The sequence below is a fragment of the Gemmatimonadota bacterium genome (assembly GCA_026705765.1).
GTDB lineage: Bacteria > Latescibacterota > UBA2968 > UBA2968 > UBA2968 > VXRD01.
Window position 1 is genome coordinate 1 of sequence record JAPPAB010000028.1, and the last position, 11,956, is coordinate 11,956.

Below are 11,956 nucleotides of genomic sequence, written 5' to 3' on the forward strand. Positions count from 1 at the left end.
CGGGGTGTACGAAGTCGATGGTGAGTTCAAAGCGGGAGCCATCCCGAAGTTCGCGGATGCCGTCGCCATCGGTATCGACATAGCCTTCGCTGTCGAGGAGGTATCTGGCTTTGTCGGGGTCGTATTCGGCGTATTTTTTATAGGCTTTTGGAGAGAAATAAGGGCTTATGGGGCCAAAGGAATAGCCCGAGGGGTCGAGGAGGCCGTGGAAGACTATTTCGTCAATTTCTTCGCGGTTTATAGCGTGTGAGAGTGCGATGCGGACGTTTTTGTTGCGGAAAGCTTCGCTCAAGGCGGGCTTGGGCGCGTCCCAGTTGAGGTGGTAAGCCGGTCCTCTGTTGGGTCCGGTGAGTCGGAGATTGAATTTTCCGGTTTTCTCTTTTACTTTGAGGGTGGGGAACATGTCGATGCGGGTATAACGCCCGATTAAGTCGAGTTCGCCGTTGATGAATTTTAGCAGAATGACCTGGGGGTCCTGGATGATGTTGAATACGATGCGGTCGGCATAGGGTAGCTGGTTGCCCGCTGTATCTATTTTCCAGTAGTAGGGGTTGCGTTCATAGATGATGCGCTGACCCCGAATCCATTCGACGGGGATCCAGGCTGAGATGCGGGGGATGCCGGGCTGCATGAGTAGTTGCGCGCTGGTCGTGGCTTCTCGAAAGGCGTTGTAATCGGTTTTGGGATTGTATCTGGGGTGTAGGGGCGATAGGACGTGTTTTGGCGCGGCGATTAGAGCGCGGCTGAGTTCGTGGAGTACGCGTCCCAGGGGTTTTGACGAGGAGATTTCAAGGGTGTGAGGGTCAATTTTTTTGAACTGCATGGGTTTGCTATCTACCATCCATCCGGCTGGCGGAAAGGGGTTTTGACGGGCGTTGTCGTCAAAGGTCATGTCGTAATACCAGAAGAGGATGTCGTCAACGGTGAATGGGTGGCCGTCGGACCATTTGACGCCTTTGCGGATTTTGAAAATTGCGACTTTGCCACTGTCCTCATAAGTGAAGTGCTCGCATAGGTTGTATTGGATGCTGTTTGGAAAGGGACGTTCGTAGCCCATGAGGTTTTCGTTGAGGGTTTTGTTGGGTCCCGGGGTTTGTACGATGTCGCCGGTGAGGGCGCGTCTCAGTGTGCCGCCGTAGATGCCGATTTCTTCGGTGGGTACGATGACGAGGGGATTTTCGGGCAGTCGCTCAGAGACGGGGGGGAGTTTGCCCTGTTTGACCTGTTGTGAGAACATGGGGGCTTCGTTAAAGGTGCGGTGTTGGAGTATGGCGGGGTTGATTTTGAGGGGGGCACGGGTTTGAGGTGCTTGCTTTTGAGCGCTGGATGTGGATTGGGTGGGTATGTTCTGTCCCGGATCGGGAGCGAGGCATCCGAGTAAGAGAAGAGATAGGCAGAAGCAGGGTAAATGGTGGTTCATGTTAAACGCTAAGAGGCTCACTATGGGTATCCTGAATCGGGGCGAACGCGCTCCCGACTTTGTTCTTCCGATTATGGACGGTTCTCAAACGCGCTTTTATTCCCGCGCAGGCGGTCGTCCGACGCTTTTGATTTTTACCGGGGAAGAACGGGTTTTAGAAGGTTTAGAGCGTTCGGAAGAGGTAGATGTTTTTGTTATTAGTCCGTCGGAACCAGTACAGGTTAATGGTACTGTATTTATCGATAGTGAAAACGCGGTTGGCAAAGCTTATGGTCTCGATGGCGTTTTTGCCGCGTTTGCGCTGGATGCCAATCTGCGGGTTCTGTCGGGGATTGAGGATCCGAATGCGTTTGTTCAGATTTATAAGGCGTTTGAGAGTCTGCCTTCCCATCTGGCTCTTGATGTCGATGTCCAGGCGCCGGTTCTGCTTATTCCCAATGTTCTGACTTCGGATGTCTGCCAGGCGCTTATCAATGTGTGGGCGACAAAGGGCAATATAGAAACCGGTGTTGAAAGTTCCCAATCTGGCGTTCGGCGCGATGTTATTGATTATCAGAACAAAAAGCGGCGAGACCACGAGGTTACCGATGCCCGACTGTTGCGGTTGCTTACTTCTACGGTGGGGCGGCGGGTTATGCCCGAGGTACAGCGCGCTTTCCACTACCGGGCGACGCGTTTCGAGGGTTTCAAAATAGCGTGTTACGACTCGGAGAGTAGGGGTTTTTTTCACGCGCATCGCGATAATCTCAGTCCTTCAACTGCCCACCGTCGCTTTGCGCTTACGCTCAATCTCAATGACGATTATACAGGCGGTCATCTCGTTTTTCCCGAGTTTGGTCCCCACCGCTATCGCCCGCCAGCAGGCGATGCTATTGCGTTTTCCAGTTCTTTTCTCCACGAGGTCCAGCCCGTGACCCGGGGACGTCGGTTTACGTTGCTTTCGTTTTTGTTTCATGAGGAGCAGAGGCGGTAGCGAAACTCATACCATGTCCCAATCTGTGCGATGGCCTTCTTCGAGAAAGGCTGCCAGTAGTTGGATCGTGGCTTCGATGTCGTCTTTGTCGGCCAATTCGATAGAGGTATGGACGTACCGCGTGGGAATGGATAAGGTGATTACGGGTACTCCGGCTCGAATTCGCTGTATGCCACCTGCGTCTGTGCCGCCCCGGGGTAGTATTTCCATCTGGTATTTGATGTCGCGCTTTTTTGCGAGGGTTTTCATGTGTGCGACTAATCCCGGGTGTGAGATTGAGCTGGAGTCCTGTATTTTTATCGCAGCGCCTTCTCCCAGGCGCGTGACCTGTTCGTGTTCGGGGATGCCCGGTATGTCGGCTGCCAGTGTGATGTCCAGTGCTACGCCTACGTCTGGATTTACGCCAAAAGCACTCGCGGTTGCACCTCGCAGGCCGATTTCTTCCTGTACTGTGGCTACGGGATATGTTTCAAAGGCGAAGGATTCAGCCCGTTTTACGGCTTCGATCATGACATATACGGCGATCCGATTGTCCATGGCTTTGCAACTTACGCCGTTGCCGATTTCGACAAAGTCGCGTTGCAGTGTGACCATTGCGCCGATTTCGATTTCTTCTTTGACGTCGTCGGCTGACATGTAGAGATCTACGACAAAGTCGCTGACGTCCAGTTTTTTGTTGCGGTCGGCTTCTGTCTGGATATGCGGGGGTTTTACGCCGGGATACAACAGGCCGATGTGATCTTTTTCAATGCCGGCGACGGTGACGCGCTGTGCGACCATGTTGCGGGGATCGTGCCCGCCCAGGGGTACGAGGCGCAAGAGGCCCTGTTTGTCGATGTGGGATACGACAAAGCCTATTTCGTCCATGTGCGCGGCCAGCATTAGTTTTTTGGGGTTCTCGCCCGCGCTTGCGTTCTTTTTCATGATTAAGTTGCCCATCCCATCTACGCGAAGTTCATCTGCGATGGGTTCCAACTCTCGCCGCACGATTTCGCGCAGTCGCTCTTCGCGCCCAGGTACTCCCGAACATTCACACAATTCTTTTAATAGTTCCATGCTGATCTCCTGTTATTGATTATTGGTGATAGCCCTTGTGTTCCTCGCTGTGATTGCTCTGGGTTTTTTTGTATATTGTGTGCCCATTTTTACCAGTATATTTTCAACGAGGAGGACGATATGGCCAGGGCCAGTGTTTTTGTCAGTTCAGTGCTCGATGCTTCAGTAGATGCTGTGTGGAAAAAAATTCGCGATTTTAATGCGTTGCCCGAATGGCATCCCGCGATTGCAGATAGCCATATTGAAGGTGGTGAACCCAGCGATAGTGTGGGCTGTATTCGCAATTTTAATTTGCATGATGGCGGCAATATTCGCGAACAATTGCTGACGTTGAGCGATGTCACTTTTACGTGTACGTATTCTATTCTCGAGTCGCCTATGCCGGTTGAAGATTATGTGGCAACGCTGAGTTTGACGCCCATTACGGATGGCAATCGGACGTATATTCAGTGGACTGCAGAATTTGGCTGTCCGGCAGATGAAGAAGAGGAACTGGTCGATTTTGTCGGCAATGGGGTTTTTCAAGGTGGTTTTGATTCGCTGAAGGATATTCTCGCTGGATAGATTTACATCGATCCTTTGAGGGCCATTAGATCTACGGGGTCGGGATTTTCAAATACTGAGGCGGGTAATGCATCAAAGACGGCTATATCCGTATGCTTGCGTTCGCCTCTGCGCGTTGATCCGCGTCCGTCGGAGAGCAGGATGTTGCCGTGTTTTGTCCAGTTTGTCCACGGGCTGCGGAATCGCGGTTCTGCGTCCGATGCGTTGCGATAAAAAGCCCATTCTGTGACCAGGTTGTGTTCTTGATCTACCCATACGTCGTATTTATTTTGCGGCGTGACGCCGGTGTTTTGAAAGGTGAGGGTCAATTTGTGCGCGGGGCGGTCGTCCAGGGTTTTGTCTTCGCCGCTGTATTTTAAGGTGACGCCGGTGTCTTTCAATTTATAGGGCATGACGAGCCAGTAGGAGTCGTTGATCCACCGCCTGTAACCCTGGTTCATATATTTTTTTACTGAGTCGGGGTTTGTTTGCTCTGTTCCTCCAAACCAGACGCGGCCTTTTTTGGTGTTTATGTTCGTCAAGATGAGCATGTCCCCGTCTTCATGCCGCAGGTTGCCCGTCCATTTGTCCCATACGTGCATGCGCCGTCCAAAGAAACGCCATGTGATGTATCGGGTCTGATTCCAATTTTCCCATCCGCCCATTTTTTCCATGACTGCATCGGCAATTTCAATTGCTTTTGCGTCGGATTCCGACTGGTTGAATCCTTCGGCGGGGGGATTGGTTTCCGCCTGGGCCATTGTGCTTAGCAATACCGCGAGAATTGTCAATCGAGTAATCATATATTCTCCTTGTTCAATGCGTGTGGTGATTATTTCCGCTTGCTTGCGGTTTGGATAACGTCCTATATTGCGAACCCGTAATTTACGCAACGGGATACGATTGCGCCAGAAGTTAAACGAAAGGATACAAAAAAATATGAAAGTTTCGTCAAAGCACCCCAATATTGTTGTTATGTACGCGGATGATCTCGGTTTTGGAGATGTGAGTTGTTACGGTGCTACGGTACTCGATACGCCCAATATTGATCGTTTGGCTTCTGAGGGTGTGATGTTTTATCAGGGGTATGCTACGGCGGCGACGTGTACGCCTTCGCGCTATAGTCTGCTTACGGGATCTTATTCCTGGCGCAATGAACGCGCGCATATTTTGCCCGGGGATGCGCCGCTTATTATAGATCCGGGTACTGCTACGTTGCCTGCTGTTCTCAAGGAGGCGGGTTATACTACGGGTGTTGTTGGCAAGTGGCATCTGGGTATTGGCGAGGGGAATCAAAATTGGAATGAGCCGCTTCCGCTGACGCCTCTGGATATTGGGTTTGACTATTCTTATATCATGGCCGCGACCAATGATCGCGTGCCGTGTGTGTATCTGGATGGCAGAGATGTGGTGGGTCTCGATCCGTCTGACCCGATTGAGGTGGAGTACGATAAGAATAAGCCCTTTCCGGGGTTGCCGACAGGGAGAGACAATCCCGAGTTGCTGAAGATGATGTTCCACCACGGGCACGATATGAGTATTGTCAATGGCGTGAGTCGGATCGGGTATATGAGAGGGGGCGAGGCTGCGCTTTGGGTGGATGAAGATATGGCTGATGTGTTTTTGGATAAGGCTGTTTCATTTGTGGAGGATAACAAGGATAATCCTTTTTTCTTGTATTACGCGTTCCACCAACCCCATGTTCCGCGGTTGCCGCATCCCAGATTTGTAGGGCGCACTGGATTGGGTCCGCGCGGCGATGCGATTGCCGAGATGGATTGGTGTGTTGGCGAGTTGCTCGATGCGCTCGATCGGTGTGGTTTGAAAGAAGATACGATTGTGGTTTTTTCGAGTGATAACGGTCCGGTGTTGAATGATGGTTATTACGACGAGGCGGTTGAGTTGTGCGGCGATCATAGACCAGCAGGTCCGTTGCGCGGGGGCAAATACAGTATGTACGATGGGGGTACTCGCGTGCCTTTTATCGTTTCCTGGCCCGGTAATGTGGAGGCCGGGGAGTCTGATGCGCTGGTCAGTCAGGTCGATTTTCTCGCGTCTTTTGCTGCGCTTGCAGGTGTGTCGCTGGATGCGGATGCAGGTCCCGATAGCGTGGATGTGCTCGATGCTCTGTTGGGAAAAAGCGATGAGGGTCGGGCGGAGATTGTTCTGGAGGGTATTCAGGCGAAGACTATTTTGCGACAGGGGGACTGGGTGTTTATTCCGCCCCACCAGGGTCCGCCTGTGAATACGAATGTGAATATTGAGACTGGCAATTCTCCTGTTCCGCAACTTTATAATCTTTCGGGCGATATTGGGCAGATTGAGAATGTGGCGTCGGTCTATCCCGATGTTGCCGAGCGGATGGCGGATCGATTGCGAGCGATGAGGTCGGGGTGATATGAATAATTTGCGTAGTGAATACGATCAAAATGGCTATGTTATCGCACGTGAGGCGATTGATGCGGCGCTCGCAGAGGAGACGGTGCAACACGTCCACTGGCTTATTGAGCGGAATCCGGGCGTGCGTCCCGAGCGTTTGCATCACCATTTGCTCGCCCGCGATCCTTTTATGCACCGGCTCGTGGGTGATGAGCGTCTGGTAGATATTGCGGAACAGTTTCTCGGTCCCGATGTGGCGATGTTTGCCGCGCATTATATCGCCAAACCTCCAGGCGATGGTCAGGCTGTGCAGTGGCATCAAGATGGGTCTTATTGGCCCCTCGAGCCGATGGAGGTGACGACTTTGTGGGTGGCAGGGACGCCTTCGACGGTTGAGAATGGCTGTATGCGGGTGTTGCCGGGGACGCATGATAAGCATTTGCTCAAGCGTCGCGATCTCATTGATCTGGATCGAGAAAAGTACGTGCTCGGCGTGGGGATTCATCCCGATCAGATTGACGATTCCGATGCGGTTGACCTGGAGCTCAATGCGGGCGATGTTTCGATCCACAATCCGAATATTATCCACGGTTCCAATGCCAATACTTCGGATCAGTGGCGCGTTGGGCTTACGTTGCGGTATATTCCGACGAGTACATGGGTGAATAGAGAAGATCACGAGAATATTCTCGTGCGCGGCAAAGCCGATCCCGGTGTTGCAAATGTGTATGCAGCGCGCCCGCGGTATGTTCCGGGGGAGACTATGCCGTTTGGGGGCTGTGAGGAGTGGAAGAAATAGGAGATGAATCATGGGTGGTTTGACTGATGAGCAGGTTGCTTTTTATAAGGATGCAGGGTATTTGTTGATAGATGAATGTTTGCCCCCAGGGGCGTATCAGCCGCTTGTGGATGAGTTTGATGCGGTGATTGGACAGAAGGCCAGGGAAGCTTATGCCCTGGGGCAATTGGAGAGTCTTTTTGAGGACGCGCCTTTTGAGCGTCGATTGGCGCATTTGTGCGAGGCGCTGGAGACGGATAAGCGTTTTGTAGCTGAGATTTTGGGCAAGGCGCACAAGACTGCGGGTTTGTTTTTTTTGTTGACCCATCCAGCTATTCTGGATGTGGTAGAGTCGATTATTGGGCCGGAAATTCTGGTGCATCCGCAGTTTAATATCCGCGCAAAGATGCCCGGTGAGGAAGAGGTGTTGTGGCATCAGGATATCGCGTTTCTGGATCCGGAGGTGGAGGAGACGTTTATGGTCAATTTCTGGGTGCCGCTGGTGGATACGGATGTGGAGAATGGCTGTCTGGAGATTTTGGCGGGGAGTCATAAGCACGGTATTATTCCGCACGATCCGGCGGATTCGGAGAAGGAGATTCCCGAGGATCGGCTGCCGCCGGGCGATCGCGTTTTGTCCGTGCTGCCTGCCGGGGGCGCCGCGTTGATTCAGCACAAGACAATACATCGCTCGTTTCCCAATGCGTCCGATCACATTCGCTGGAGTCTGGATATTCGATATAGCGATTACAGGTTGCCAACCGGGCGCGAGGAGGTGCCCGGCTTTGTTGCGAGAAGCGCGATAGATCCGGGGCGGGTGGCAAGCGGTCATGAGGATTGGCTGCGGTTGATGGAGGAGGCTGGGAATTGAGAATTAGGAATTAAGAAGCGGTGTACAACTGGTCGCAGTTCATTGTCCTCGTCCCCAAATTTCTAATTTCTAATTGGGAAAGATACGCCATGAGATGGATACGTTGTGTCGCGGTGCTGCTCATCTGGTCGCACGCGGGTGGCACTGGAGCGCAGGATTTGCCTTTGAAGAGTACGGGCAACCTGCGTTTTTTTGTGGATTTGTCGGCTTTTCGAGGTCCTGAGGGATATACCCGACAGGAGGTGGCGCTGTTGCTGGATGCGAATCAGCTTCAACTGCGAGAACAGGCGGGTGAGTCCGTTGGGAAAATTTCTCTGGTTGCTGTGGTGCTGGATACGCTGGATAATCGGGTGGCACATCGAACATGGGTGCAGCAGGTTGCTGTACCGGAGCTGGATGTGGGGATTGGGGCACCGTTTAAGGATGTTGTTTTCTTTGATTTGAAGCCGGGTGCTTATCGGCTGATTGTGCAGATTAAGGATATTCATGCGGAGGAGAGTGGGCGTTGTACTGTGCCGCTTCAGATACCGGATTACGAGCGTCGTGCGGGGCTGGTGTTTAGCGATTTGCAATTGGCTTCTCATGTGGCGCGAAGCGGGGAAGTACATCGGTTTGTCAAGCAGGGCTGGAAGGTCGTGCCGAATATTACCCGAAATTATGTTATCGGAGAGCCGCTGCAGATTTATTTTGAGGTGTATAATCTGTCGTCGTCGGGAGAGAGTTTTATTATGGGGTACCGTCTGATTGATGCGGAGGAGGAGGTTGTGCGTACTTATCCGGCCAAGCGGTTCTTAAAGCCGGGAGAGAGTTGTGTGAGGGCAGAGGTTCTGGATACAGAGGGTTTGCGGGAGGGGACTTATGATCTTCAGGTGGAGGCGTTTGATGGGAGTAGTCGGCAGTATTTTCAGACGAGACGGCCCATTTTTCTGGTTTCAAAAGATTTGCCCGAGGGGCTTACTCAGGTACAGAGGGATTTGATCGGGTATTATGCAGATATCCGGTATATCGCCGATGAGAAGACGCGGCGGACTTATGACGCGCTGGAGAGTTGGACCGCCAGGCTGGCATTTTTGAAGGTGTTTTGGAAGCAGTTGGACGACGCGCCCGATACGCCGACCAATGAGCGTCTGTTGCAGCATTTGATGCGTATGCATTATGTAGAGACGCATTTTGGGGCTGGCGTAAGGGGATCGGATACGGACCGGGGACGGGTTTATATTCAGTATGGGCCGCCCGATGATATTGATTACCGGACTTCTGCGGCGGGTCAGAAACCTTCGGAGGTCTGGTTTTACGAGACCCATCGGCGCTACGAATTTGTGTTTAGAGATCGGCGAGGTACGGGGGTTTACGAGTTGGTTCATTCCTCTTATCCGGGGGAGATGTCCAATCCGTACTGGTGGCGGGAGTTTTAGTCGTCAAATGTCGGGTGGGGGTTCGCCGACTGTGGATTTGCCATTGCGGAGGAAGGGTTCGGCGTTGCCCCAGAGTTTGCTGCCGTCGGAGGATAGGATGGGTTCGCAGGAGTATTGGCCCAGGTACGCGCGGCGCAGTTTTGGGGTGGTGTTGGTGCTGCTGCTGTGAAAGACGATGCTGGAGAAGGCGACAATGCTGCCTGCGGGAACTTCTGCAATGAGGCCGGGGTCGCTGCCAAAGTAGCCGACTTTGTCGTTGCTGCCTTCTTCGACGATGTGGTGTACCCACGAGCGAATGCCGCTGCGGGAATAGGGCAGGAGATGGACGGTGCCGTTTTCTTCGCTCATGTCGTCGAGCGCACACCAGCAGGTGAGGTACGGTTTGTGGTCGGGATAACCGACATAGCCGGAGTCCTGATGCCACGAGAATTTCATGCCGGTTTCCGCGCCTTTGACGACGTATTGTTCCCAGAAGAGGTACGCGTTGTCACCGAGGGTGGCACGGCATATTTCGGCCATGAGTTCGCTGAAGAGGAAGGCGCGGAGTTTGGGTTGCTGGCGAAAGCAGTTGGAGACGAAGTAGCGTTTGTTGCGGTGGTTGATGCCGATGGTGTCCGTGCCCTGTTCGTCCATGCGCGCGTGCATGGAGTTGATGAAGGTCTGACATTCGTCGCGCAGGAGTTCGAGGTGGTGCTCGGGTATGACGGCTTCGAGGATGAAATAGCCTTCGTCTTTGTATTGTTGTTTTTGCGCTTCGGTGATGGTAATGGACATGGTGAACTCTACGATAGGACGTCGCGGACGCAGGGAAATTCGCGCCAGATGTCCTGGAAGCCTTCGTTGCCATTTTTGTCGCAGTCGATGTGGCGCAGACGCGCGATGGCGGCGTAGCGTATGTTGGGCGAGGCATTGGGGCCACCGGTGTGGATCATCTGATGGTGTGCGATGATGAGGTCGCCGGCGTTGCCGGTGACCATGTCCGGCCCTTCGGGCAGGTCAACGCGCGGGGTGCCGTTGGAGAGTGTTTCGAGGCCCTCGCATTTGAGGTAGTTTTCGAAGAAGCGATGAGAGCCAGGCCAGACGGTGAAGTTACCGCTGTAGGGTTCGGGTACGTCGGCCAGGTAGATGACGGCGAAGGCGGTGAATCCGCGGTGGTACACGCCTTTTGGCATGCCGTTTGTGCCGGTGCCCATGCCGTCGAGATGGCCGCGGGGTTCGGGTGGGACTTCGCCGATTACTGTGGGGAAGCGCGGGGCGACTTGCGCACCTCTGATGGGTTTTTGCAAGTTGCCTTCTCCCATGAGCGATTCGGCGATGGAGATGACCGGGCTGGCGTTGAAGAGGTTCATGATAACCGGGGCGCCATTCAAATCGCGACAGAATTGCGCTGCGCGATGTTTGGACATGTCTTCGCCATTTGGGCCCAGGGTGCCGATGGAGTGGTTGACGGCCTGACGCGCGGTATCGACCATGGCTTTTGATATGGCTCCGGGTATTTTGACGTAACCGCGGTCGTGAAATTCACGTATTTGTTCGGGTGTGAGTTGCATGACGTGGCTCCTTAATGCGAATAGACGAATAGACGAATAGACGAACCCTACCCCGCCACCCAAAGGCGAGGCAAATCCCGATGAACTGTTATCGCAGTCATGCTCAATTTACGAATAGAAAAATTCAGAGACAATAGTTATTACACGACGGTTTATGTCGCAGATGCAAGGCGTTTGATGGCGGTTTCTTTTCTTTCCACGCGTTCGTTCATGTGTTGGGAATATTCAGGTGTGCCGCAGAAGTCGTGGATGGTGGCGCGTTTGCGGTAGGGTACGTAATTGCCGAGGTGCCAGGCGCTGGAGCGGTAGAGGGCGAAGTCGCCCGCGTTGAGGCGCAGTTGAATAGCACCGGGCATGTTGCGCGTGTAGTCGAGGCAGTCGCGTTCTTGTTGTTCGTGGGATACGGGTCTCTGATTGCGGAATTTTTCGCGGTCATAGGCGTTTTTGGCGGCGATTTCGCCGGGGAGGTTGCGCTGGCGATAGTGGCTGCCAGGTACGATCCAGGTGGCGGGGTCTTCGTATAGGGCGCAGTTGATCTGGTTCTGGTAGTCGATGTGGAATGATTGCCATTGCCACTCTTCGCGAAATTCGGATTCGAATACTTCCCTGGGCATGTGATCGCGCCAGTCGCGGTGCCAGTCCGTACACCAGGGGTATTCGGCGGGTTCGAGGAGGATGCCGGTGCGGTCGAGGTCGGCGTGGTAGTGTTGCGGGGTGAGGACGCGATGGATGGCGTCGTTGAGTTCTGGCAGTTCGCCGTAGTTTTTGAAGGGTTGTTGGTCGAGGTCGTATTTGGCGATGGGCTGGAGGCGCTGTGCCTGTGGGCCGGTGACTTTGCGCGCTATTTCTCTGGCTTTGTCGGCGACGCGGCGCAGGTCCGTGAGTAAGGATGTGGGTATGATGTTCTGGAAAATGGTATAGCCGAGGGTGTGGTAATCGGCGATGTGTTTTTCTGTGAATTGGAAGGACAT

12 protein-coding genes are annotated in these 11,956 nt (G+C 53.4%); 6 read left to right on the forward strand and 6 right to left on the reverse strand.

Features of this window, described 5'->3' with window-relative positions; translation table 11 throughout:
- On the reverse strand, positions 1–1,441 hold a 1,441-nt coding region (locus OXH16_03405), incomplete at its 3' end, for an ABC transporter substrate-binding protein (GenBank protein ID MCY3680416.1).
- 1 nt (position 1,442) lies between these two features.
- On the opposite strand from OXH16_03405, the gene OXH16_03410 reads away from it, so the two are divergent.
- Positions 1,443–2,393 carry a 2OG-Fe(II) oxygenase gene (locus OXH16_03410; protein MCY3680417.1) on the forward strand — a complete coding sequence of 317 codons (951 nt, stop codon included), beginning with the start codon at positions 1,443–1,445 and terminating at the stop codon, positions 2,391–2,393.
- 6 nt (positions 2,394–2,399) lie between these two features.
- On the opposite strand, the gene OXH16_03415 is transcribed toward OXH16_03410, so the two are convergent.
- Positions 2,400–3,449, reverse strand: a complete 1,050-nt coding sequence (locus OXH16_03415; GenBank protein ID MCY3680418.1) for a M42 family metallopeptidase — start codon at positions 3,447–3,449, stop codon at positions 2,400–2,402.
- Between the two features lie 120 nt (positions 3,450–3,569).
- Here OXH16_03415 and OXH16_03420 point away from each other — a divergent pair, with 120 nt between their 5' ends.
- On the forward strand, positions 3,570–4,013 hold the full coding sequence (locus tag OXH16_03420; GenBank protein MCY3680419.1) for an SRPBCC family protein: 444 nt from the start codon (positions 3,570–3,572) through the stop codon (positions 4,011–4,013).
- Between the two features lie 2 nt (positions 4,014–4,015).
- Here the strand turns inward: OXH16_03420 and OXH16_03425 are convergent, their stop codons facing one another.
- Positions 4,016–4,795: a hypothetical protein gene (locus OXH16_03425; GenBank protein MCY3680420.1), complete on the reverse strand. Its 780-nt coding sequence runs from the start codon at positions 4,793–4,795 to the stop codon at positions 4,016–4,018.
- A gap of 136 nt (positions 4,796–4,931) precedes the next feature.
- On the opposite strand from OXH16_03425, the gene OXH16_03430 reads away from it, so the two are divergent.
- From OXH16_03430 to OXH16_03445, 4 genes are all read left to right on the forward strand, one after another.
- Positions 4,932–6,389 (forward strand): arylsulfatase, encoded by a 1,458-nt coding sequence (locus tag OXH16_03430; GenBank protein ID MCY3680421.1) that lies wholly within the window; start codon positions 4,932–4,934, stop codon positions 6,387–6,389.
- Between the two features lies 1 nt (position 6,390).
- Positions 6,391–7,170: a phytanoyl-CoA dioxygenase family protein gene (locus OXH16_03435; protein MCY3680422.1), complete on the forward strand. Its 780-nt coding sequence runs from the start codon at positions 6,391–6,393 to the stop codon at positions 7,168–7,170.
- 10 nt (positions 7,171–7,180) lie between these two features.
- Positions 7,181–8,020: a phytanoyl-CoA dioxygenase family protein gene (locus OXH16_03440; protein MCY3680423.1), complete on the forward strand. Its 840-nt coding sequence runs from the start codon at positions 7,181–7,183 to the stop codon at positions 8,018–8,020.
- 89 nt (positions 8,021–8,109) lie between these two features.
- The gene (locus tag OXH16_03445; GenBank protein ID MCY3680424.1) at positions 8,110–9,435 is read left to right on the forward strand and encodes a GWxTD domain-containing protein; all 1,326 of its coding nucleotides are present in this window, start codon (positions 8,110–8,112) and stop codon (positions 9,433–9,435) included.
- A 3-nt stretch (positions 9,436–9,438) separates the two neighbouring features.
- On the opposite strand, the gene OXH16_03450 is transcribed toward OXH16_03445, so the two are convergent.
- The 3 genes from OXH16_03450 to OXH16_03460 form a co-directional block, all read right to left on the reverse strand.
- On the reverse strand, positions 9,439–10,209 hold the full coding sequence (locus OXH16_03450; protein MCY3680425.1) for a phytanoyl-CoA dioxygenase family protein: 771 nt from the start codon (positions 10,207–10,209) through the stop codon (positions 9,439–9,441).
- 8 nt (positions 10,210–10,217) lie between these two features.
- A complete protein-coding gene (locus OXH16_03455) occupies positions 10,218–10,985 on the reverse strand; it encodes a phytanoyl-CoA dioxygenase family protein (GenBank protein ID MCY3680426.1) in 768 nt (255 codons plus the stop codon).
- A 152-nt stretch (positions 10,986–11,137) separates the two neighbouring features.
- The gene (locus OXH16_03460; protein MCY3680427.1) at positions 11,138–11,956 is read right to left on the reverse strand and encodes a hypothetical protein; all 819 of its coding nucleotides are present in this window, start codon (positions 11,954–11,956) and stop codon (positions 11,138–11,140) included.